21 protein-coding genes are annotated in these 21846 nt (G+C 62.6%); 14 read left to right on the plus strand and 7 right to left on the minus strand.

The features are described from left to right. Positions 1–33: 33 nt before the first annotated feature. Entirely contained in the window at positions 34–966 is a 933-nt protein-coding gene (gene argC, locus ACYZGB_RS00765; protein WP_462386235.1) for an N-acetyl-gamma-glutamyl-phosphate reductase, read from the minus strand. A 181-nt stretch (positions 967–1147) separates the two neighbouring features. Here argC and sucC point away from each other — a divergent pair, with 181 nt between their 5' ends. The 9 genes from sucC to ACYZGB_RS00810 all read left to right on the plus strand — a co-directional run bounded on the left by sucC (position 1148) and on the right by ACYZGB_RS00810 (position 12651). Further along, the gene (gene sucC / locus ACYZGB_RS00770; RefSeq protein WP_462386236.1) at positions 1148–2308 is read left to right on the plus strand and encodes an ADP-forming succinate--CoA ligase subunit beta; all 1161 of its coding nucleotides are present in this window, start codon (positions 1148–1150) and stop codon (positions 2306–2308) included. A 15-nt stretch (positions 2309–2323) separates the two neighbouring features. Then, entirely contained in the window at positions 2324–3220 is an 897-nt protein-coding gene (sucD, locus tag ACYZGB_RS00775; protein WP_099657212.1) for a succinate--CoA ligase subunit alpha, read from the plus strand. Positions 3221–3653: 433 nt separating this feature from the next. Further along, complete coding sequence (locus ACYZGB_RS00780) at positions 3654–6278, plus strand: CHASE2 domain-containing serine/threonine-protein kinase (RefSeq protein WP_462386238.1); 2625 nt, start codon at positions 3654–3656, stop codon at positions 6276–6278. Between the two features lie 17 nt (positions 6279–6295). Next, positions 6296–7084, plus strand: a complete 789-nt coding sequence (locus ACYZGB_RS00785) for a Stp1/IreP family PP2C-type Ser/Thr phosphatase (protein ID WP_462386239.1) — start codon at positions 6296–6298, stop codon at positions 7082–7084. 41 nt (positions 7085–7125) lie between these two features. Next, positions 7126–7770: an FHA domain-containing protein gene (locus ACYZGB_RS00790; protein WP_462386241.1), complete on the plus strand. Its 645-nt coding sequence runs from the start codon at positions 7126–7128 to the stop codon at positions 7768–7770. An 81-nt stretch (positions 7771–7851) separates the two neighbouring features. Next, positions 7852–10116 (plus strand): CHASE2 domain-containing protein, encoded by a 2265-nt coding sequence (locus tag ACYZGB_RS00795; protein ID WP_462386243.1) that lies wholly within the window; start codon positions 7852–7854, stop codon positions 10114–10116. Positions 10117–10146: 30 nt separating this feature from the next. Beyond that, a complete protein-coding gene (locus ACYZGB_RS00800; RefSeq protein ID WP_462386244.1) occupies positions 10147–10932 on the plus strand; it encodes an MBL fold metallo-hydrolase in 786 nt (261 codons plus the stop codon). 315 nt (positions 10933–11247) lie between these two features. Further along, positions 11248–11817, plus strand: coding sequence for a pilin (locus tag ACYZGB_RS00805; RefSeq protein ID WP_462386245.1), 570 nt, complete (start codon positions 11248–11250; stop codon positions 11815–11817). Between the two features lie 60 nt (positions 11818–11877). After that, positions 11878–12651, plus strand: coding sequence for a pilus assembly protein (locus tag ACYZGB_RS00810; protein ID WP_462386247.1), 774 nt, complete (start codon positions 11878–11880; stop codon positions 12649–12651). Positions 12652–12753: 102 nt separating this feature from the next. Here the strand turns inward: ACYZGB_RS00810 and moaC are convergent, their stop codons facing one another. Further along, positions 12754–13248 carry a cyclic pyranopterin monophosphate synthase MoaC gene (moaC, locus tag ACYZGB_RS00815; protein WP_462386248.1) on the minus strand — a complete coding sequence of 165 codons (495 nt, stop codon included), beginning with the start codon at positions 13246–13248 and terminating at the stop codon, positions 12754–12756. A gap of 182 nt (positions 13249–13430) precedes the next feature. Here moaC and ACYZGB_RS00820 point away from each other — a divergent pair, with 182 nt between their 5' ends. After that, a complete protein-coding gene (locus tag ACYZGB_RS00820) occupies positions 13431–14909 on the plus strand; it encodes a M48 family metalloprotease (RefSeq protein WP_462386249.1) in 1479 nt (492 codons plus the stop codon). On the opposite strand, the gene ACYZGB_RS00825 is transcribed toward ACYZGB_RS00820, so the two are convergent. The 3 genes from ACYZGB_RS00825 to ACYZGB_RS00835 form a co-directional block, all read right to left on the minus strand. After that, positions 14877–15230: a phage holin family protein gene (locus ACYZGB_RS00825; protein ID WP_462386250.1), complete on the minus strand. Its 354-nt coding sequence runs from the start codon at positions 15228–15230 to the stop codon at positions 14877–14879. The genes ACYZGB_RS00820 and ACYZGB_RS00825 overlap by 33 nt on opposite strands. 116 nt (positions 15231–15346) lie before the next feature. Continuing rightward, a complete protein-coding gene (locus tag ACYZGB_RS00830) occupies positions 15347–15814 on the minus strand; it encodes a hypothetical protein (RefSeq protein WP_462386252.1) in 468 nt (155 codons plus the stop codon). Between the two features lie 65 nt (positions 15815–15879). Beyond that, positions 15880–16632 carry a TerC family protein gene (locus ACYZGB_RS00835; protein WP_462386253.1) on the minus strand — a complete coding sequence of 251 codons (753 nt, stop codon included), beginning with the start codon at positions 16630–16632 and terminating at the stop codon, positions 15880–15882. Between the two features lie 481 nt (positions 16633–17113). Between ACYZGB_RS00835 and ACYZGB_RS00840 the strand changes: the two genes are divergently transcribed. Next, on the plus strand, positions 17114–17548 hold the full coding sequence (locus tag ACYZGB_RS00840) for a DUF3717 domain-containing protein (protein ID WP_462386255.1): 435 nt from the start codon (positions 17114–17116) through the stop codon (positions 17546–17548). A gap of 54 nt (positions 17549–17602) precedes the next feature. After that, the gene (locus ACYZGB_RS00845; RefSeq protein ID WP_462386257.1) at positions 17603–17908 is read left to right on the plus strand and encodes a DUF2007 domain-containing protein; all 306 of its coding nucleotides are present in this window, start codon (positions 17603–17605) and stop codon (positions 17906–17908) included. A 121-nt stretch (positions 17909–18029) separates the two neighbouring features. Here ACYZGB_RS00845 and ACYZGB_RS00850 read toward each other — a convergent pair whose 3' ends face one another. Both ACYZGB_RS00850 and purB read right to left on the minus strand, forming a co-directional pair. After that, positions 18030–18590 carry a YaeQ family protein gene (locus tag ACYZGB_RS00850; RefSeq protein ID WP_462386258.1) on the minus strand — a complete coding sequence of 187 codons (561 nt, stop codon included), beginning with the start codon at positions 18588–18590 and terminating at the stop codon, positions 18030–18032. A 186-nt stretch (positions 18591–18776) separates the two neighbouring features. Beyond that, positions 18777–20156 (minus strand): adenylosuccinate lyase, encoded by a 1380-nt coding sequence (gene purB / locus ACYZGB_RS00855; protein WP_462386260.1) that lies wholly within the window; start codon positions 20154–20156, stop codon positions 18777–18779. A 118-nt stretch (positions 20157–20274) separates the two neighbouring features. Between purB and ACYZGB_RS00860 the strand changes: the two genes are divergently transcribed. Together ACYZGB_RS00860 and ACYZGB_RS00865 are read left to right on the plus strand one after the other, a co-directional pair. Then, on the plus strand, positions 20275–20889 hold the full coding sequence (locus ACYZGB_RS00860; RefSeq protein ID WP_462386261.1) for a glutathione S-transferase N-terminal domain-containing protein: 615 nt from the start codon (positions 20275–20277) through the stop codon (positions 20887–20889). Positions 20890–20957: 68 nt separating this feature from the next. After that, positions 20958–21674, plus strand: a complete 717-nt coding sequence (locus ACYZGB_RS00865; protein WP_462386263.1) for a TetR/AcrR family transcriptional regulator — start codon at positions 20958–20960, stop codon at positions 21672–21674. Positions 21675–21846: the final 172 nt, after the last annotated feature.

Consider the following 21846-nt stretch of genomic DNA (forward strand, 5'->3'; position numbering starts at 1 on the left):
CGCTCAGATACGCTCTGGGGCGCTCTGTGGCGGTTACACGCCCAGCATCAGCTGCAGGTTTTGCACCGCTGCGCCGCTGGCGCCCTTGCCCAGGTTGTCCAGGCGCGCAATGACCACGGCCTGCCGGTATTGCTCGTTGGCAAACACACGCAGTTCCAGCTTGTTGGTGTCGGTCAGCGTGTCGGCGGCCAGTTTCAGATCGTCGGTGGGAGGCAGCACGCTCACCCACTGCTCGGGCGTGTTGGTGCGGCTGTAGTGGCTGGCCAGTGCGTCGTGCAGATCGCTGGCCTTGGGCGCGCCCGGCAGCAGGTCCAGGTGCAGCGGCAACTGCACCAGCATGCCCTGGCGGAAGTTGCCCACGGCGGGGATGAAGACCGGGCGGCGTGTGAGCCCGGTGTAGCGCAGAATTTCCGGAATGTGCTTGTGCGACAGGCCCAGTGCATAGGCCTCGTAGGGCGCTGCGGTGCCCGCCTCGTAGGCTTCGATCATGGTGCGGCCGCCGCCGGAGTAGCCCGAGACCGAGGGCAGGCTCAGGGGGTAGTCCACAGGGATCAGGCCCGCATCGACCAGCGGGCGCAGGATGGCAATGGCCCCCGTGGCGTAGCAGCCGGGGTTGGAGACGCGGGCGGCGTCGCGCACCGCTTGCGTCTGCGATGCCGCGAGTTCTGGAAACCCGTACACCCAGCCATCGGCCGTGCGATGGGCCGTGCTGGCGTCGATCACCTTGACCTTGCGGCCCGCGCTGCGCTCGATCTCATCGACCATCGCCACGGTGTCACGCGCCGCATCGTCGTGCAGGCACAGCACCACCAGGTCCACACCCGCGATCAGGTCACGCTTGGCGCCGGGGTCCTTGCGCAACTCGGGTGCGATGCTGACCAGCTCGACCTGGGGCATGGCCTGCAAGCGCTCGCGAATCTGCAGGCCCGTGGTACCGGCTTCGCCATCGATAAAGACTTTGGACATGGGGTGTTCCTTCGTTTGCAACAACAGGGCTGCCGCCCGGTGGTAAGGGGATGTACGTACTAAGCACATGGGATGGTGCGTTGCAACATGATACAGTCGCGGGTTGCCATGTCCCAAGCCCGCGGCCAGACAACTGTTCATGGTAAACGGGTAATTACCACCCTTCCCTGAGAGAGACCTCATGAAGATTCACGAATACCAAGGCAAGGAAATCTTGCGCAATTTTGGTGTGCCCGTTCCGCGCGGCATTCCAGCATTCACGGTGCAAGAAGCCGTCGAAGCAGCCCAGAAGCTCGGCGGCCCCGTGTGGGTCGTGAAGGCCCAGATCCACGCCGGTGGCCGTGGCAAGGGTGGCGGCGTGAAGGTTGCCAAGACCATTGACGACGTGAAAGCACGCGCCAGCGAAATCCTGGGCATGCAACTGGTCACGCACCAGACGGGCGCTGAGGGCCAGAAGGTCCGCCGCCTGTACATCGAAGACGGCGCTGACATCAAGAACGAACTGTATGTGTCGCTGGTCACCGACCGCGCCACGCAGAAGGTCGCCCTGATCGCTTCGAGCGAAGGCGGCATGGACATCGAGGAAGTGGCCCACTCCACGCCCGAGAAGATCATCACCGAGATGATCGATCCGATTGCTGGCATCACTGTCGAGCAGAGCAAGAAGGTCGCGGCCGCCATCGGCCTGACTGGCGCTTCCATCGACCAGGCCGTAGACATCTTCGCCAAGATCTACAAGTGCTACATGGAAACCGACGCGTCGCTGGTGGAAATCAACCCGCTGAACTGCGACTCCAAGGGCAACCTGATGGCCCTGGACGCAAAGTTCAACTTTGACGCCAACGCGCTGTTCCGCCACCCCGAAATCGTGGCCTTCCGCGATCTGGACGAAGAAGATCCGGCCGAAGTGGAAGCCTCCAAATTCGACCTGGCCTACATCAGCCTGGACGGCAACATCGGCTGCCTGGTGAACGGCGCCGGCCTGGCCATGGCCACCATGGACACCATCAAGCTGTTCGGCGGCGAACCGGCCAACTTCCTGGACGTGGGCGGCGGTGCCACCCCCGAGAAGGTCACCGAAGCCTTCAAGATCATGCTGAAGAACCCCAAGGTCGAAGGCATCCTGGTCAACATCTTCGGCGGCATCATGAAGTGCGACACCATCGCCACCGGCGTGATCACCGCTTGCAAGGCTGTGAACCTGAACGTGCCGCTCGTCGTGCGCATGAAGGGCACGAACGAAGAGCTGGGCAAGAAGATGCTGGCCGAGTCCGGCCTGCCCATCATCGCCGCAGACACCATGGCCGAAGCTGCGACCAAGATCGTTGCTGCCGTCAAGTAAGCCCGGAGAACACACATGTCGATCTACATCAACAAAGACACCAAGGTCATCACCCAGGGCATCACGGGCAAGACGGGCCAGTTCCACACCGAGAAGTGCCAGGAATACGCGAACGGCAAGAACGCCTTCGTGGCCGGCGTGAACCCGAAGAAGGCTGGCGAATCGATCTTCAACATCCCGATCTACGCCTCCGTCAAGGAAGCCGCTCACCAGACCGGCGCGACCGTGTCGGTGATCTACGTGCCCCCAGCAGGCGCTGCTGCCGCGATCTGGGAAGCCGTCGAAGCCGACCTGGACCTGGCGATCTGCATCACCGAAGGCATCCCAGTGCGCGACATGCTGGAAGTGCGCAACAAGATGAAGGCCAAGGAAGCCGCTGGTGGCAAGAAGACCCTGCTGCTGGGCCCCAACTGCCCCGGCCTGATCACGCCCGACGAAATCAAGATCGGCATCATGCCCGGTCACATCCACCGCAAGGGCCGCATCGGCGTGGTATCCCGTTCGGGCACGCTGACGTACGAAGCCGTGGCCATGCTGACCGAAGTCGGCCTGGGCCAGTCGAGCGCCGTGGGCATTGGTGGCGACCCCATCAATGGCCTCAAGCACATCGATGTGATGAAGGCGTTCAACGACGATCCAGACACCGACGCCGTGATCATGATCGGCGAAATCGGTGGTCCCGATGAAGCCGAAGCCGCCCAATGGTGCAAGGCCAACATGAAGAAGCCTATCGTCGGCTTCATCGCTGGCGTGACCGCCCCTCCCGGCAAGCGCATGGGCCACGCTGGCGCGCTGATCTCCGGTGGTGCCGACACGGCCGATGCCAAGCTGGCCATCATGGAAGAGTCCGGCTTCATCATCACGCGCAATCCTTCGGAACTGGGCAAGCTGCTCAAGGCCCAGCTGAAGTAAGTCACGCTTCGCCCACGGCAGTCGCCATGCGCTCTGCATGGCAGCCGCCAGACGGGCGAATCCACAGTGGCTCCAAGCGCCCGGAACCAAGGTTCCGGGCGCTTTTTTTTGCCCTCTGCGCCAGTCCACAGGTGTTTTTCCGGGGCCCTCGCACCCCCAAAAAGACGCTTTGCCCCGATGCCAGGGTGGCGGCACATATTCACACACCGGGACCAAGCGTCGCCCCATGTGACAAAAATGGCACCTCCGCCTGATGCCAAGCCCCGCGCCCGACAAGAACGGCACAGGAAGCATTCCCACCGCGTTGTTTGGTACAGAAATCCGCAGAAATGGCAGCCCCAAGGGCTGGGCGCAGTTATTGCTTGAAATGCTGTTCAATACCTGAGTGGAACAACAGCAAGTGGGCAGAAAATCCTCGGCACGGCGACTGAATGTGTGGCGTACCGATGGCTTTTGGAGCGCATTGGCGGGGCTGGCGACAGTGGCCCTGTGCGTGGTCACGGGCCTTGCCCAGCGGCTGGACCTTGCGCTGTATGACGCGGCCATCCGCACCACCACTCCCGCACCCCTGCCAGAAATCGCCATCGTCAACATCGACGACGCAAGCCTGGCTGCGCTGGGCCCCTGGCCCTGGTCCCGCGACATTCATGCGCGGCTGATCGATCAGCTGGCAGCCAGCGGCGCCAAGACCATCGTCCACACCGCCTACTTCACAGAGCCCCAGAGTGACCGGGGCCTTGGCCATGTGCGCAAGATCCGGGAATTGCTTGCCGCTTCCGGCGACAACGGTCCGTTGGCCACCGAACTCAGCCGCATCGCTGCCGACGCCGACCAGGCGCTCGACACGGATGCCCGCCTGGCCATTGCCATCCAGCGTGCGGGCAACGTGCTGCTGGCGTCGCGCTACGCCCCTGCGGGCACGCCCGCAGCGCTGCCGTCCCATGTGCGCCGCAGCACGCTGCCCGACCCCGGCACCTTTGCCACGCCCGTCCAGTCCGCGCAGCACCCCACTGGAAACCTGGGGGCCTCTGCCGCTGCCGTGGGCCACCTGTACCCAGAGGTGGACGAGGATGGAAAAACCCGCCGGGTGCCCCTGCTTTTGCGCTACGACAACGCCGGGATTCCTGCGCTGGCCCTGCTGGCGGCCCAGCACAGCCTTCACCTGGGGTCGAGTGACTTGCAGACCCAGGACATGCCCCCCGGGCTGCGCCTGGGAGGGCTGCTCATTGCAACAGATGCCACCGCCGTGATGCAACCGCGTGTGCAAACGGTACCGGGCGACAGCCCGGCATTCCCTACACACTCCTTCAGCAGCGTGCTCGACAGCAAAACGCCTGCCAGCAGTTTCAAGGGCAAGATTGTGCTGGTGGGCAGCAACACCGAGGCACTGGCGCCGCAGGGGGGGCAAGGCGCGCTGTACCCCGTTGAGACGCTGGCGCGCACCGTGTCCTCGATCCGGCAGGGCCTTGGCGTGCAGAAACCCACCTGGGGCCTCTGGGTATCGGGACTGGTGGCGGCGGGCGCGCTGTTGTACGTGGCATTGCTGACCCACCGGGTACGGGCGCCTGTTGCGCTGGGTGTTGGCGCAGCGCTGGTGCTGGCACTCGCAGCCGCCGGGTGGGGGCTGCTGCACTACGCGGGCCTGTGGGTTGCGCTGGCGCTGCCTGCCATCGGGCTCGCTGCAGGAATCGCCGCGAGCTTGCTGCTCGGATGGAAAAGCGGCCGGGGCCGCCCAGCATCGACCGAAGCCGCAGAGGCGGACCGGATGATGGGACTGGCCTTGCACGGACAGGGCCAGCTGGACATGGCGTTTGAGCGGCTGCGCAAAGTGCCCGCCAGCGACGCCTTGCTGGACAACCTGTACCACCTGGCCGAAGACTTCGAACGCAAACGCAACTTCGCCAAGGCCAAGGCAGTCTACGAACACATCCTGCGGCACAACCGGCAATACAAAGACACGCGAAGCCGCTACAAGCGGGCACGCGCCAAGGCCGACAGCGGCGGCCCCAACAGCCAGCCTGCGTCCATTCCCCCCCAGGGCGTCGCCGCCAGCCCACGGCTCCCAGGTGACGCCACGCTGGGCATGCCCATGCTGGGTCGCTACCAGATCGACCGGGAAATCGGCAAAGGGGCCATGGGCGTCGTGTACCTGGGGCGGGACCCAAAAATCGGGCGCGTGGTAGCCATCAAGACCCTGGCCCTGGGCCAGGAGTTCGAAGGCGATGCGCTGATCGATGCGCGGGCCAGGTTCTTCCGCGAAGCCGAGACAGCCGGGCGCCTGCAGCACCCCCACATCGTGACCATCTTCGATGCAGGCGAAGAGCATGACCTGGCCTACATCGCGATGGAGTTTCTCAAAGGCCGGGATTTGTCCCATGCCTGCGCGAAGGAACATTTGCTGCCCGTGGCCACTGTGCTGTCGATTGCCGCGTGTGTGGCCGATGCGCTGGACTACGCCCATGCCCACAACGTGGTGCACCGCGACATCAAGCCCGCCAACATCATGTTTGACAGCCCCACCCAGGCGGTGAAGGTGACGGACTTTGGCATTGCGCGCATTACCGACTCCAGCAAGACCCGCACGGGACTGGTGCTCGGCACCCCCAGCTTCATGTCGCCGGAGCAGCTCGCCGGGAAAAAGGTGGACGGACGGTCGGACCTGTACTCGCTGGGCATCTCGCTGTTCCAGCTGCTGACCGGCACCCTTCCGCTGCGGGGCGCCTCCATGACCGAGCTGATGCACAAGATCGCCAGTGTGGACGCGCCGGACATCCGCGAGTTGCGCCCCGACCTCTCCCCTGCCGTCGCCCGGGTGGTGGCGCTGGCCCTGCAAAAACGCCCGGAGGCCCGCTACCAGACAGGCCGCCAGTTTGCCGCCGATCTGCGGCAGGCTGCCGCTGGAACAGCCGGTGCCGAGAGCCTGCCCGCGCCCGAAACAGTGGTCTATGATGCGGACCGCGATGCAACAGGGCATGAGATGACGGATTTTCAGGAAACCGTGATGGATCCCCCCGCCGTGCGGGGAGCGTCAACCCCGCCCGTTTCAGGCGCCCAATGACGCTCGCCCACACATCCATGACCTACGAATTTTTCGCGCGGACCGACAAGGGCCGGGTGCGCACCAACAACGAAGATGCGGTGGCGGTCGATCGCGAAGCGCAGGTCGCCATACTCGCAGACGGCATGGGCGGCTACAACGCCGGAGAAGTGGCCAGTGGCATGGCCACCACGTTCATCCGCACCGAAATGGCCCGCTGGCTGGCCCAGGCGGGCACCACGCCCCAATCCACCGATGTGCGGCGTGCGCTGGAAATCTGCGTGGAGAATGCCAACCATGCCATCCTGGGTGCATCGCTGTCGAACCCCCAATATGCGGGCATGGGGACCACCCTGGTCGTCGCCGTGTTCCATGGCAGCCGCCTCATCCTCGGGCACATCGGCGACTCGCGCTGCTACCGGCTGCGGGATGGTGCGCTGCAGCAGATCACGCGGGACCACTCGTGGCTGCAAGAGCAGATAGACGCAGGCCTGCTGACAGCCCAGCAGGCGGCGCTATCGTCCAACCGCAACCTGGTGACCCGTGCCTTGGGGGTCGAGCCCAACGTCATGATGGAAGTCAACGAGTTCCAGGTGGCCGCCAATGACCTCTTCCTGCTGTGCTCGGATGGGCTCACGGACATGGTGTCCGACCCCGACCTTGCGGAGATGGTGCGTGCGCAGCTTGCGCTGGAAGAAAAAGCCACATTGCTCATCGACACCGCCAACGCGAACGGCGGGCGTGATAACGTGAGCGTGCTGCTGGTGCAGGCCGCTGCGGGAGGCAAGAAGCGCGGCCTCATGTCCCGATTGCTAGGGGCCGCCTGAACGGCCCAAACCACAACAATTCATCACATCAGGAGTGGATCATGCCGAGAATGATCGTTTCAATCGACGGGGTCGTCATCAAGGAAGTGCAACTGACCAAGGAGCGGACCACGCTCGGCCGACGCCCGTACAACGATATCGTGATCGACAACCTCGCCGTGAGCGGGGAGCACGCCGTGATCCACATGGCAGAACACGAGGTCGAAATCGAAGACCTGGGCAGCACCAACGGCACCTATGTGAATGCCAAAGCCGTCAAGCGCCAGGATCTGCGCAACGGTGACACGATCGAAGTGGGCAAGTACAAGATTCGCTTCCTGCAGGAAGCCGAGGGCCAGAACTTCGAAAAGACCATGATCTTCAAGCCGGGCATGGTGCCCCCCGTGGGCGCAGCGGCACGGCCTGTCCCGGCAGCGCCCGCCCCCATCGCCGCTGTGATCCGCGTCATGTCGGGCGCGGCAGCAGGACGTGAGGTGTCTTTGCAAAAGGTGGTGACAACCATCGGCAAGCCCGGCGTGGCCGTTGCTTCCATCACCAAGCGCCACCAGGGCTTTGTGCTGGCCCATGTGGAGGGCCCTGAAATGCCGCTGCTCAACGGCGCCTCCATCGGCGCGTCTCCCGTGCCGCTCAAGCATGGAGACCGGCTGGAACTGGCCGGCACCGAGATGCAGTTCGAACAAGGCTGACGATCGGCGCTGGTGCGGCGCCCTCGTGGCATTTGCATCAGCACCGCTATCGACCACTGACACCCCCATGCGGCCAGGCCCATGCGACAGCAGCTCTCGCACCTGTTTCTGCGCCGCTGGCGGCGCATTGCCGTCACCCTGATACCGCTGGTTTTTGCGCTGCTGCACATCTCGGATGTGCTCCACCTCCAGGTGTTGGAGCGGCTGGACAACATTATTTATGACACGCGTTTGCGGGTCACCATGCCCCGCACGCTGGACGAGCGCATCGTCATCATCGACATCGACGAAAAAAGCCTGGGCCAGATCGGACAGTGGCCCTGGAGGCGCGACAAGCTGGCAGCCCTGGCGCGCGAACTGTTCGAGCGGCAGCAGGTATCCGTACTGGGGTTCGATGTGGTGTTCGCCGAGGCGGACGAGAGCTCAGGCCTGTCCACATTGCGCGAGCTGGCCCAGGGCCCATTGCGCAATCAAACCGGGTTTCAAGAGCAGCTGGAACGTCTCGCACCCTCGCTGAACTACGACGCACTGTTCGCGCAATCACTGCAAGGCCGCCCAGTGGTTCTGGGCTACTACCTATCAGGCGATGACCGCGACGGCATTACCAAGGGGGCACTCCCCCCGCCCGCGCTGCCACTGGACCGCCTGCGTGGCCTGCCACTGATCGCCACATCGTGGAAAGGCTACAGCAGCAACATCGAAAGCCTGGCCGCCGCCGCACCCACCGCCGGGTTCTTCAATTCGATCACCGATGAGGATGGCGTGGTGCGCTCCCTCCCGCTGCTGGCCGAGTACCAGGGGCAGTATTACGAATCCCTGGCCCTGGCCATGTTTCGCGCCGTGATTGGCTCGCCAGACATCCACCCGGGCTTCGCCAACCCAGTCCCCAACGGCTCGCACGACGCACTGCAGAGCATTGTGCTGCGCGACGATGGCCGCGCCTTGGCCCTGCCCGTGGATGATCAGCTGGCCACCCTCATCCCCTACCGGGGCCCGGGTGACGCCCGGGGTGGCTCGTTCCGGTACGTCTCGGCTTCGGATGTTCTGGAGGGAAAGCTTTCGCCAGGCCAACTCAAAGACCAGCTGGTGCTGGTGGGCTCCACCGCCCCCGGCCTCCTGGACCTGCGGGTGACCCCGGTCGGCAGGACCTATCCGGGCGTCGAGGCGCACGCCAATGTGCTCTCGGCCTTTCTGGACGGCAAGAACATCGTGCGGCCAGACTACGCCGTAGGATTTGATGCCTTGCAACTGCTGTGTGCCGGATTGCTGCTGGCCGTGGCATTGCCCCTGCTGTCAGCGTCCGCAGCCGTGCTGCTCAGCGGCGGTGTGGTGGCATCGCTGGTGGGCCTCAACCTCTGGCTCTATCTGGCCCATGGGCTGGCTCTACCACTCGCCACCGCTGTGGTGATGGCGCTGCTGGCGTTTGCACTCAACATGGCCTATGGCTACTTTGTGGAAAGCCGCTCCAAGCGCGAACTGGCCACCCTGTTCAGCGCCTATGTGCCACCCGAACTGGTGGCCGAGATGGTCAAGCAGCCCGAACACTACAGCATGCAGGCCACTAACCGCGAATTGACGGTGATGTTCTGCGACATGCGCGGCTTCACTGCTATGTCGGAGCGCATGGAGCCACTGCAGCTGCAGGCGCTGCTCAACGAGGTGTTCAGCAAACTCACCCACATCATCCGCAGCCACCGGGGCACCATCGACAAATACATGGGCGATTGCGTCATGGCCTTCTGGGGAGCTCCCGTCGCCACCCCGGACCACGCCCACCTGGCAGTATCGGCCGCTATGGAGATGGCCCAGGCCATTGGGCAGATCAACGCCGACCACCGACAGCGTGGCCTGCCTGAAATCGGGGTGGGCATCGGGCTCAACACCGGTGTCATGTGCGTCGGCGACATGGGCTCAGACATCCGCCGCGCCTACACCGTCATCGGCGATGCCGTGAACCTGGGCTCACGGCTGGAAGGCCTGTCCAAACACTATGGGACCGCCATTGTGGTGAGCGAAAGCGCTAAATCGCTGGCCCCCCAATTCGCCTGGCAACAGATGGACCGTGTCCGCGTCAAAGGCAAGGCCCAGGCCGTCCCCATCTACCAGCCACTGGCCAAACTGGACCAGCTACCACATCGCCAAGCGGAAGAGCTGGAGGTGTGGACGCAATTTCTCGCAGCCTATGCCGCCCAGGAATGGGCACAATGTGATGCACTGTTGACGCGGCTGAGAGGGTTTGATCCCCACGCCGTGTTGCATGCGCTGTACGCCGAGCGCGTGGCCAGCTTTCGGTTGTTGCCTTACAACCCAGACTGGGACAGCGCCACCAACTTCGATACCAAGTAGGCGAGCAAGCAAAAAGCGGGAAGGCTTCACATGCAGATTCGCGTGCTGGGTTGCTCCGGCGCCATCGCCAAGGACTGTCGCACGACATCGTTCTTGATTGGAGACCGCATCCTTATCGATGCGGGCACCGGCGTGGGCGATCTGACCCTGGAGGAAATGAGCCGCATCGACCATGTGCTCCTCACCCACTCCCACCTCGACCACATCGCCGCACTGCCGCTGATGCTGGATTCGGTCTCATCCTTGCGCCGCAGCCCCGTGCAGGTTCACGCACTACAAGCCACCATCGAGGCGCTCCAGGCCCATGTGTTCAACAACATCATCTGGCCGGACTTCAGCACCATTCCGTCGCAGGCATCACCATTCCTTCAATACCAGCCGTTCAAGACTGGCGATTTGATGACGATTGATGGCACTGAAATCGAAGCATTCCCCGCGCGCCACACCGTGCCCGCCGTCGGCTTCGCCGTGCGCGGGCACACGGGCTGGTGGGTTTTCAGCGGCGACACCGAACGCAACCAGCCGTTCTGGGACCGGGTCAACGCGATGCCCGTGAGCTACCTCGTCATAGAAACCGCCTTCAGCAACCGCGAACGCGATCTTGCCCGCCGCAGCCTGCACCTGTCGCCCGACACGCTGGCCCAGGAGTTGGCGCATATCGATCCCTCAAATAGTTTTCCCATCTACATCACACACACCAAGCCTTCAGAGACCGAACTCATCATGGAGGAAATTCGGCAGCTGGATGGCACAAGCGGCTCTCTGCGCCCACATGACATCCGGTGGCTGGTTGCGGGCCAAGCGCTGGAGGTTTGAGGCACCGGCTTGACAATACTGGCTGACAAAAATGTAAGACATTGGGGTTTGAAGGGGCTTTTTTTGACGTACACCAGATCGATCAAGTACCTGCCTCCTGGGAGGTTTGTGAACAATTTTGAAGAACACGCTTCTTTGCCAAGGTTTGTTCGTCAAATGCTTGACTTTGCTGATTCGTCACCCCCTCACAGGGGTGCAAGTTGCCTGTTGCGAGGCTGGGCAACGCAGTCGAGCAGCCGCCCGATGCAGCCCGGCTCGGTAGGCACGCAGATTGCATAGCAACTGCGCATTTGCAACTTTTCTTAGGAGTTTTTTATGAAGCGCTCTATCCAAAAGGGTTTTACCCTGATCGAACTGATGATCGTTGTCGCGATCATCGGTATTCTGGCTGCTGTGGCACTGCCTGCTTACCAAGACTATACGGTGCGCGCACGTGTTACTGAAGGTTTGGCACTTGCAGGTGCAGCAAAACTAGCTGTTGGCGAAAACAATGCAAACGGTAACGCCTTCGGCGCGGGTTATGGCGGCACCGTAGCGACCCGCTCTGTTGGCGCAACAGCCTGCGCCGCTGCTGGCGCTTGCACGGTTGCTGAGTTGCAAACTGCATTTGCAACTGCAAATTCGCTCGGAATTGGCATTGCCCAAGCTGCAGGTCACATCTCTATTGGATACCTGCCAGTGGTTCAGCCTGCTGCTGCGAATCGTTTGGTGTTGAACGTAACAGCCAACGGTGCTGCGCTGGCTGGTACTGCAACCGCTAGCACGCCTGCTACAGTGAATCTGCGCTGGGATTGCTATGCTTTCGGCATCGCCACACGCGCCACTTTGGCCGTGGCTGGCGGCCCCACGCTGCCCGTTCGCTTTGCACCTGCTGAGTGCCGCTAATTAGACAAATAAAAAGAGCGCTTCGGCGCTCTTTTTATTTGGATTTTATCTTTTAATGAAATGTTAGTGACTGAATCCCTGCGACTGCAGTCAGCTTTGCGTGCATCAGGTTTTCATTTGATATGCAGCCTCATAATTGGGTTAATGGCTGCCGCGTTGGTTTTTGGGTTATGGTATCCACATCCATATGGGGATTTCGCCGGGGGTCGGGATTTATTTTTGTTGATAATTTCCATCGATATCGTCTGTGGCCCAATGCTCACGGCAGTTGTTTTTGACCCCAAGAAACCACGATCAGAATTGTGGCGAGATTTAGGATTTATTTTTATCATTCAACTGGGAGCGCTCTCATATGGATTGAATATCCTATGGCATGCACGTCCAGTATATTTGGTTCAAGAGGTAGATCGATTTAAAGTCATTACACTGCCAGAACTGGAAATGACTAAAGTGGCTAACCTGGAAGAAGCACTACGCCCGCGTTGGAATGCAGGGCCAATGGTCATTGCAATCCGAGATCCTAAAGACGCACGAGAGCGCCAAGAAGTGATGTTCGAGTCCGTGCAAGGGGGTAGAGACTATGCCGAACGCGCAGATTTTTATATTCGCTATGAAGGGGACGCTGCTGCAAAATCCCTCAAGAGAGCTAAAAATTTACGTGATTTCCTGAAAAAATTTCCACAACAAGAAAGCGCCGCAAAAAAAATAATCAATCTAAATGATTCTAATTATGATGATTTTTTTTACTTACCCGTTGTTGCGCGACGCGATTGGATTGCTATTTTGGACAACAAAGGAATGATTCGAGGATTTTTGAAAGGTGATGGCTTTTGAATTTTAGACCAAGAGCCGCTTCAATCGCATTTTTCAACACCTGAGTTCAGCCAAAAGAGCAACCATCCTTGCAGTCCACTGAATCATCACGAGCGACTCAATTCACAACCGGGGTGATTCAGAACTTACCGTCCATGCTCCCGACCTTCCACCTTTTTTCTCTATCACGTGGACGCCATGAATCACCATTCCTCGATCCACCGCCTTGCACATGTCATAAACGGTAAGCAAGGCCACCTGAACCGCCGTCAGCGCCTCCATCTCCACACCGGTGGGGCCCACCGTCTCAACAGTGGCCGTGCATTGAATAGCGTTTTCGGCGGGCACTGACTCCAGCTCCACCGCCACCCGCGTCAACGCCAGCGGATGGCACAGCGGAATCAAATCGCTGGTTTTCTTCGCGGCCATGATGCCTGCGATGCGGGCAATGCCCAGCACGTCTCCCTTCTTGGCCGTGCCGCCCTCGATGATGGCCAGGGTTGCCGGTTGCATCTCGATGCGGCCAGTCGCTACGGCGATGCGGTGGGTGGCGGGTTTGGCGCCTACGTCCACCATGTGGGCTTGGCCTTGGGCGTCGAAGTGGGTGAGGGAAGACATGGCAGTGGGTCGCAAATGGTTGTTGTTACGAAACAATCGGTGGCTCAGGGCATCATACGGGCATGCGGAATCGCTTTTGGTCCCGGGGGCTTGCCGCCCCACTTCGGCCCCATCCCCTTGCTGTTCTTGATATTTTTTCGCTTTTCTGGCGCGCTAGTCATGCTTTGATTGCTATAAATATTATGGCAATTTGCTTGGTTTTCCCAGCCCATGCCCAGTCGCATTTGCCCACCCTCGGCGAAAGCGGCGACCTCACCACCAGCGCCGAACGCCGCCTGGGCGACCGCATCATCCGCGAGCTGTACCGGGACCCCGACTACATCGATGATCCTGTCATCGCAGACTATGTGCAGGGCATCTGGCAGCCGCTGATGGAGGCGGCCCGGGCGCGCGGAGAGCTTTCTGCCGAGCTGGAGGAGCGCTTCGCCTGGGAGATTCTGCTGGGACGGGACCGCACGGTGAACGCGTTCGCCCTACCCGGCGGCTACCTGGGCGTGCACCTGGGCCTGGTGGGGGTGGTGGCGACACGTGATGAACTCGCATCGGTGCTGGCGCACGAACTCAGCCATGTGACCCAGCGACACATCTCGCGCCTGATCACGCAGCAAAGCAAGCAAACCCCGCTGCTGCTGGGGGCGCTGGTGCTGGGGGCCCTGGCGGCCAGCAAGAACCCCGGTGCCACGCAGGCCCTGGTGGTGGGCGGCCAGGCCCTGGCCATGCAGAACCAGCTGAACTTTTCGCGCGATATGGAGCGGGAGGCGGACCGCATCGGCTACGGGCTTATGGCACCCGCCGGGTTCTCGCCTCTTGGTTTTGTGAGCATGTTTGACAAGCTGCAGCAGGCCAATCGACTCAATGACAATGGCTCGTGGCCCTATCTGCGCAGCCATCCGCTGACCACCGAGCGCATGGCAGACATGCAATCGCGCCACCCACCCGGCGCCAACCCCGGCCAGGCAGGGGCCACCTCGCTCAAGCATGCCATGGTGGCGGCCCGCGCCCGGGTGCTCTCCAACCCCGGGGTGGACACCTTGCGCCAATGGGTCCAGGAGCCCCAAGGCATCGGGTTCGCGGCACAGCCGCCGCAACGGCGTGCGGCGGTGCTCTATGCAGCAGCCCTGGGGGCGCAGCAGCTGCGGGACATGGCGGGTGCACGGTCGGCGGCGCAAAAGCTCGAAGCGCTGGCGCAGGCCGACGCTGCCGCGCTGCGGCTTGGGCGCTTGCTGCGCGCTGAGATTGAGCTGGCTGCTGGTGATGTCTCGGCAGCGCAGACGGCACTACCAGAAGCAAAAGGCGTCGGCACCAACACACGCAGGCCTGAGCTGCTGCTGCGCACCCAGATCCTACTCAAGGCAGGCCAGCCCAGCGCAGGGACGGGCGCACTGCAGACCTGGGTGGCCAACCACCCTAAGGATGCCAGCGCATGGCACCTGCTAGCGGCCGTGTGGCAGGCCCAGGGGCAGGGGTTGCGCGCCATCCGCGCGGAAGCCGAGGCCCATGCCGCGCGCTATGACTATGCGGCGGCGGTGGACCGGTTCAAAGCAGGCCAGGACCTGGCCCGCCGTGGTGGCGCCGCAGCGGACCACATCGAGGCGTCGATCATCGACACCCGGCTGCGCGCCATGGAGTCACTTCTTCGTGAACAAGCCGCCGAGCGCTGACTCGATCAGCACGCCCAGCACCGAGTAGATGAGCGAGCCCAGCAGGGCTGCGCCAAAGCCCGCGACATGGAAGCCGTCGAGCACACTGGCGGCCGCCCAGAACATGAGCGCGTTGATCACAAACAGGAACAGCCCCACCGTGACAATAGTGACCGGCAGCGTAAGCACCACCAGCACCGGCCGCAGCACCACGTTGAACAACCCGATCACGAAGGCCGCAATCAATGCCGAGGGAAAGCTTTTCACCTCGACACCGCTGTAGATGTACGCCACGAACAACAGCGCGGCTGCGCTGAGCAGCCATTTGAGAAGAAGTTTCATGGCCTAAGAATAGCACCGGCCAGTGACCCACAAAAAAGGGCCTGGCAGGCCCTTTTTTGTCACAGCACCTGCTCCGATCAGAGGACAGGCCCTTTGGCGTCTTTCGACGCGCCCAGTCACTCCAGCGCCAACACCCATAGGGTGCCAAAACCTGTGAGCAGGCTGCCCATGAGGGTGCCCGGTCTGGGCGTTGGCCAGCGGCGGCCCGCAGTCTGGCCTTTCTCCGCATCCTCCGGGGCGTCGGATTTGGGACGACGAGCGTCCACCACCTGGGCCGCAGAGGGCTGGGCTGCCTGCAGTTGTTCCGTCAGCTCCACCAAGGGTCCCTTGGCCACCACCGTGGTCACGCTGTTCGCAGGGGCCCGCAGGCCGGGGAGGATCTGGGCAAACAGTTTGTCCGCCCACTTGGTGCGCCAGTTTTCGCGGGCACTGTGGCTCACCCATTTGCTGATACGGTGGGTCATGCGCGGGGCGCAGGCCACCAGCACCCACTGGGTCGGCGCCGCTGCTTCACGGGCAAACAGGGGCGCAAGCACCTGCTGGGCATACGCTGCGTCGTCCACGTACACGATGACTCTGTCCATACCGCCTCCTGTGAAAGCCCCGAGGCCCCGGGGCGTGAAACACTCCCCCGGGGCCATCGATCAGATCAATGCTGCTGTTCGGCAGGCGCTGTAGCGGCGCGGCGCGAAAGAATGAACTTCCCAGCCGCCAACACCAGCAGTGCACCCGCCACGCTGGCACCGTACTTGACCGTGTCAAGCACATCGCCCGAGGCGTCCAGCGGCATCTTCAGCATCCACTGCCACTTGTCGGGGTTGGCCAGTGCGGGGTCGGTGACCAGCATGCCACCGGCGATCCAGCCCAGCAGCATGCCGCCCAGCGTGATGATCATCGGGAAGCGCTCCATGAGCTTGATGACCAGCTGGCTGCCCCAGACGATGATCGGGATGGAGATCAAGAGGCCCAGCACGACCAGCAGGAACTGGTGTTCGCCCGCGTTCTGTGCAGCGCCAGCAATCGCGATCACGTTGTCCACGCTCATCACCAGGTCGGCCACGATGATGGTCTTGATGGCGGCCAGCAGCTTGTCGCTGCCCTGCACGTCGCCATGGCCTTCTTCATCGGGGGCCAGCAGCTTGACACCAATCCACACCAGCAGGATGGCGCCCACGAACTTGAGGAAAGGCAGTGCCAGCAGGGTCATCGCAAAAGCGATCAGGATCACACGCAGGATGATGGCGCCCGCCGTGCCCCAGATGATGCCCTTGGTGCGCTGTGCGGGGGGCAACTTGCGGCAGGCCAGCGCAATGACCACAGCGTTGTCGCCACCCAGCAGGATGTCGATGATGATGATCTGGCCCAGTGCGAGCCAGAATTCGGGCGATGCCAAAAAGTCCATAAATTCCTCAGTATCAAGAGCGCGAAGGGAGGATCTCGCCGCCACTGTAGCGCCGAGTCCATCCCTGGGATAGAGGGCCTGCGGTCGGAGGATCAGGGACTTGCCACCGCGCTGCGGGGGGCGCGGCACGCGAAGAGGCAGCCTTGATCAGCCCACCGTGGGCCCATCAAAGGTCTTGCTCGGTTCAGCCCATGGAGCATGGGCGTGGAACCCGGAACGCCGGAAGCGATGCTTCGTATTGACGACGAATCCGATGCCTTGCACTGCGACTACCAGGGCCGGGCCCCGCTGCAATACAAGTCGGGAGCTACTCCCCTTCGAGCCCTCGATTGGAACATTGCCAGCGCGGCGGCGCAAGGGTCGGCATGTTGTGGTTACTGCGTATGAACGCCTCTGCTTCGGATGCCCCTTCGGATAACACCACCGCCAGCATCCCCCGGGCGGGCGGCTATGATCCAGCCCCCTTGTGTTCTGCCCGTCCATGGCCGCCATCCACATCACCGACATCGAAGCCGCCATCAACCACTGGCGCCAGCGCGCGCCATCGCCGGATGGCGTGGCGCTGGCGCCAGAGATCGAGGCCCTTGGAGAAGCGTATGCGCTGATGGTCTACCACCGCCAGACCACCATCGGCGAAAGCGACCTGCCCGCACGCGCGCTGGTTGCATGGCATGCCTGGTACGACACGACCCCCGACACCCCCTGCATCGCCATCTGCTCCACCAGCCAGGGGGATGATCTGTGCAAAGGCTGCGGGCGCACTTTTGATGAGGTACAGCACTGGCCTGCCATGAGCCCCGTAGAAAAGCGCGTGGTGTGGCGCCGCATCACCATGGAGCATTCTGCGTGGCGCTTCAACCGCTACGCCGAGCGTGCGGCCGAGGGAGCCTCAACACCCCCACCACCCGCGCCCTGAGACCGGCAAGGGCAGGGGCTGTACGCCAACCTCCGCAGCGGCTATGGTGGAGCCATGCTGCGCCTAACCCAAGCCCCGAACATCGCCATCGCCACACTGTGGGCCGACCTGCTGTGCGAGGCAGGCATGACGGCATCGGTGCAGCGCCAGTACCTGGGAGCCGCCGCCGGGCACCTGCCGCCCGACCAGTGCCTGCCCGAGATCTGGCTGGACTACGACGAACACGCCACCCGCGCACGCGCCCTGCTGCAAGCGTTGCAGGCCCTGCCGCAGCGCCACTGGGCCTGCCGCTGCGGCGAAATTGTGGAAGGCGGCTTCGAGCAGTGCTGGCAATGTGGCGCACTCATGCCACGGGACTGAAACTGAAACGCCTGCCCGCGCATGCCGGCACCTGAGCACGCAGACGAACATTCACGCCATTAATTCGATAGCAACAAAGGCATGTCTATCGCGCGGCGAAGGCCTTTTCCAGCCTGAGAATCTACTTCCAGCGCACGGGCTCCACATGCACACTGCCCAAGATACTGCTCAGTGTGATGGAGCCTTCCTGCACCGTGGCCTGCAACTGCATGCTGCGCTCAGCCAACTGCGCTAGAGCCTGGGAGGCTTCGGTAGGAATGCGCCAGACCTGTAGTTTGTCCAGGCGCGACAGCTTGGTTTCAATGCCCTTCCACCAGATCTCTGCTGCATGGTTGAAGCAGTACACGATCACGGAATCTGCCTTGCTGCAGGCTTTGGTCAGCGGCTTGTCTTCCGGCTGGCCCACCTCGATCCACACGCGCTTGCGCCCGGTGAAGTCGGTCAACGAGGCGTCCGGATCATCGGGGTCTGACAGTCCTGCGCCAAATGCCAGGGTGGCATCGCCGTTGCAAAGATCATTGAGCTGGTGCGCCTGGATGGCCAAAGCGGCCAGCCGGACCATCATGCGCTCGTCGGTCTCGCTGGGGTGGCGTGCGAGCGTGAGCGCATGGTCGGCGTAGTAGCCGTGGTCGATGTCGGCGATTTGCAGGTTCGCCTTGAAAATGGTGGATTTGATGGCCATGCAGCCTCGCTATAAAATGAATAGCTGCCAGCGCTTACCAGATGCGCGCCAGTGGCCAAAATATGTCAAAAATCCGGCAGCACATGCCCCCGGCTGGGGCACAAGCCAGTAACACCGAAGACCCGGGGCTTGGTCGGGCCACAGTTTGCGCCCCTGGGGTGAGGCGCGCAGCGACGCCTCGGGGGGTCAGGCCCGGCGAGCCAGCTCGGCCGCCTTGCCCACGTAGCTGCCCGGCGTCATCGCCAGCAGGCGGTCTTTTTCTGCCTGGGGGATTTCCAGCGAGTTGATCAGCCCGTGCAGCGCCTCGGCCGTCACAGTCTTGCCGCGGGTCACTTCCTTGAGCTTTTCGTAGGCGCCTTGCACACCAAAGCGGCGCATCACCGTCTGGATGGGTTCGGCCAGCACTTCCCAGGCGGCGTCCAGGTCTTCGGCCAGGGCCTCTTCGTTGATTTCCAGCTTGTTCAGGCCCGTGAGCAGCGAGGCGTAGGCCAGCGTGGCATAACCCAGCGCCACGCCCATGTTGCGCAGCACGGTGCTGTCGGTCAGGTCGCGCTGCCAGCGGCTGATGGGCAGCTTTTCAGACAGGTGCTTGAGCAGCGCGTTGGCCAGGCCCAGGTTGCCTTCGGCGTTCTCAAAGTCGATGGGGTTGACCTTGTGCGGCATGGTGCTGGAACCAATCTCGCCCGCCTTCAGGCGCTGCTTGAAGTAGCCCAGGCTCACATAGCCCCAGATATCGCGCGACAAGTCGATCAGGATGGTATTGGCACGCGCCACGGCGTCGAACAGCTCGGCCATGTAGTCGTGCGGCTCGATCTGGATCGAGTACGGCTGGAAGGTCAGGCCCAGGCCCAGGGGTTCGGGCGTTTCGATGACCTTCTTGCTGAAGGCTTCCCAGTCAAACTCGGGCCAGGCGGACAGGTGGGCGTTGTAGTTGCCCACGGCGCCGTTCATCTTGCCCATGATCTTGACGGCGGCGATCTTCTCGCAGGCCGTCTGCAGGCGCATCACTACGTTGGCCATTTCCTTGCCCACGGTGGTGGGGCTGGCTGTCTGGCCATGGGTGCGGCTGAGCATGGGCACGTCGGCAAAGGCATGGGCCATTTCGCGCAGCTTGAGCACGATGCGGTCCAGGCCCGGCAGCACGACCTGGTCGCGGCCCGAGCGCAGCTGCAGCGCGTGGCTGGTGTTGTTGATGTCTTCGCTGGTGCACGCAAAGTGCACAAATTCGGAGGCCTTTTCCAGCTCGGGGCGGGCTTCGAACTTGCTCTTGATCCAGTACTCGACCGCCTTCACGTCGTGGTTGGTGGTCTTTTCGATGTCCTTGATCGCTGCTGCGTCGGCTTCGGAGAAGTTCTTGACCAGGCCCAGCAAGTAAGCGCGTGCTCCGGTGGTGAGTGGCTTGAATTCAGCAAAACCCGCGTCCGACAGCGCGATGAACCAGGCCACTTCCACCTGCACGCGGCGGTGCATGTAGCCGTGCTCGCTCATGATCGGGCGCAGGGCGGCAAGTTTGGTGGCGTAACGGCCGTCAAGCGGCGACAGGGCGGTGATGGTGGACAGGCTCATGGCGCGCAATTGTAGGCGGGGTGTGTAGGCGCCACGCATCAGTCAGCCTCACGCCGGGTCGCTGTCGATAGAATCAAACCCGAATTGTTCAGCATCCCCGCGCACTGGAAGACACACCATGAAATTGATCGGAGCCACCGCCAGCCCCTACGTGCGCAAGGTACGTATCGTGATGGCTGAGAAAAAGCTCGACTACCAGTTCGTGCAGGAAAACGTCTGGGCGGATGACACCCACATCGCCACCTCCAACCCGCTGGGCAAGGTGCCTTGCCTGGTGATGGAAGGCGGCGAGGCGGTGTTTGACTCCCGCGTGATCGTCGAATACCTCGACACCCTGTCGCCCGTGGGCAAGCTGATTCCGTCGCAGGGCCGCGAACGCGCCGAGGTCAAGACCTGGGAGGCGTTGGCCGACGGCGTGATGGACGCCGCCATCCTGGCACGCCTGGAAGCCACCTGGGCCCACCGCAAGGACAGCGAACGCAGCCAGGCCTGGATCGACCGCCAACTGGTCAAGGTGAACGACGGCCTCAAGTCCATGAGCCAGGGCCTGGGCGACAAGCCGTATTGCAGCGGCATCCACCTGAGCCTGTCCGACATTGCCGTGGGCTGCGCACTGGGCTGGCTGGAGTTCCGCTTCCCCGACATCGCCTGGCGCAGCGAGTACCCCAACCTGGGCAAGCTGCTCGACAAGCTGATGCTGCGCCCGAGCTTCGCCGATACCAAGCCGTCCTGAGCGGCCAGCGCAGGCAGCCCCGGTTTGGCAAAGACCCCGTGCCGGGCTTGCCGTATGCTCGGGTGCTTATGAACGAAATGGTTCAAAACCCTTCGAAAGCACCTGGCACGCGCGCCACGCGGCAGCGTGCCGCCCGCGAAGCCGCCGCCACCCCGGGCGCCGACCGCGTGCGCGTCAACGACCCGGACCGCACCATGGCCAACATCCTGCAGGTGGCCACGGCGGAGTTTGCCGACAAGGGCCTGGCGGGCGCACGCATTGACGAGATCGCGGCACTGACCAGCACCAGCAAGCGCATGATCTATTACTACTTCGGTAGCAAGGAAGGTCTGTACGTGGCGGTGCTGGAGGAGGCCTACCGGCGCATCCGGCGCATCGAATCGGAACTGCACCTGGAAGACCTGGCGCCCGAGCAGGCCCTGCGCACCCTGGTGGGCTTCACGGTGGACTACCAGCTCGCCAACCCCGACTTCATCCGCCTGGTGATGAACGAGAACATGCACCGGGGCGAGTTCATCAGCAAGTCGGCCACGATCCAGGAGCTGAACATCCCCGTCATCCATGCCGTGCGTGACGTGTACCAGCGTGGCGTGGCGGCAGGTGTGTTCCGCCCCGACGTGGACCCGGTGGACCTGCACATGTCCATCTCGGCCCTGTGCTTCTTCAACGAGGCCAACCGCCACACCTTTGGTGCGATCTTCAAGCGCTCGCTCGATACCCCTGCCGCCACGGCGCAACGCCGTGAATCGATCATCGAGATGATCGTGCGTTTTCTGCGGCCCTGAACCACGGCGGCCGGCTTGGCCCGGTGCCTTTGCCAGCCAGCCCCCTGCAGCCCATGCGGGCATGGCAACCCGTCCTCGCTCCAGCCTGCCGCATGGCTGCGTCCTGCAATGACAAACCATGCAGGGTTTGCACCTGGATCAAATACTAACCAGTTCGTACAAACTTCTTCCA

This window comes from Acidovorax sp. Q11 (genome assembly GCF_054950075.1).

Coding starts and splice junctions, on each gene's coding strand:
- argC (WP_462386235.1), bottom strand. CDS start 966: ATGTCCAAAGTCTTTATCGATGGCGAAGCCGGTACCACGGGCCTGCAG.
- sucC (WP_462386236.1), top strand. CDS start 1,148: ATGAAGATTCACGAATACCAAGGCAAGGAAATCTTGCGCAATTTTGGT.
- sucD (WP_099657212.1), top strand. CDS start 2,324: ATGTCGATCTACATCAACAAAGACACCAAGGTCATCACCCAGGGCATC.
- ACYZGB_RS00785 (WP_462386239.1), top strand. CDS start 6,296: ATGACCTACGAATTTTTCGCGCGGACCGACAAGGGCCGGGTGCGCACC.
- ACYZGB_RS00790 (WP_462386241.1), top strand. CDS start 7,126: ATGCCGAGAATGATCGTTTCAATCGACGGGGTCGTCATCAAGGAAGTG.
- ACYZGB_RS00795 (WP_462386243.1), top strand. CDS start 7,852: ATGCGACAGCAGCTCTCGCACCTGTTTCTGCGCCGCTGGCGGCGCATT.
- ACYZGB_RS00800 (WP_462386244.1), top strand. CDS start 10,147: ATGCAGATTCGCGTGCTGGGTTGCTCCGGCGCCATCGCCAAGGACTGT.
- ACYZGB_RS00805 (WP_462386245.1), top strand. CDS start 11,248: ATGAAGCGCTCTATCCAAAAGGGTTTTACCCTGATCGAACTGATGATC.
- ACYZGB_RS00810 (WP_462386247.1), top strand. CDS start 11,878: ATGTTAGTGACTGAATCCCTGCGACTGCAGTCAGCTTTGCGTGCATCA.
- moaC (WP_462386248.1), bottom strand. CDS start 13,248: ATGTCTTCCCTCACCCACTTCGACGCCCAAGGCCAAGCCCACATGGTG.
- ACYZGB_RS00820 (WP_462386249.1), top strand. CDS start 13,431: ATGGCAATTTGCTTGGTTTTCCCAGCCCATGCCCAGTCGCATTTGCCC.
- ACYZGB_RS00825 (WP_462386250.1), bottom strand. CDS start 15,230: ATGAAACTTCTTCTCAAATGGCTGCTCAGCGCAGCCGCGCTGTTGTTC.
- ACYZGB_RS00830 (WP_462386252.1), bottom strand. CDS start 15,814: ATGGACAGAGTCATCGTGTACGTGGACGACGCAGCGTATGCCCAGCAG.
- ACYZGB_RS00835 (WP_462386253.1), bottom strand. CDS start 16,632: ATGGACTTTTTGGCATCGCCCGAATTCTGGCTCGCACTGGGCCAGATC.
- ACYZGB_RS00840 (WP_462386255.1), top strand. CDS start 17,114: ATGGCCGCCATCCACATCACCGACATCGAAGCCGCCATCAACCACTGG.
- ACYZGB_RS00845 (WP_462386257.1), top strand. CDS start 17,603: ATGCTGCGCCTAACCCAAGCCCCGAACATCGCCATCGCCACACTGTGG.
- ACYZGB_RS00850 (WP_462386258.1), bottom strand. CDS start 18,590: ATGGCCATCAAATCCACCATTTTCAAGGCGAACCTGCAAATCGCCGAC.
- purB (WP_462386260.1), bottom strand. CDS start 20,156: ATGAGCCTGTCCACCATCACCGCCCTGTCGCCGCTTGACGGCCGTTAC.
- ACYZGB_RS00860 (WP_462386261.1), top strand. CDS start 20,275: ATGAAATTGATCGGAGCCACCGCCAGCCCCTACGTGCGCAAGGTACGT.
- ACYZGB_RS00865 (WP_462386263.1), top strand. CDS start 20,958: ATGAACGAAATGGTTCAAAACCCTTCGAAAGCACCTGGCACGCGCGCC.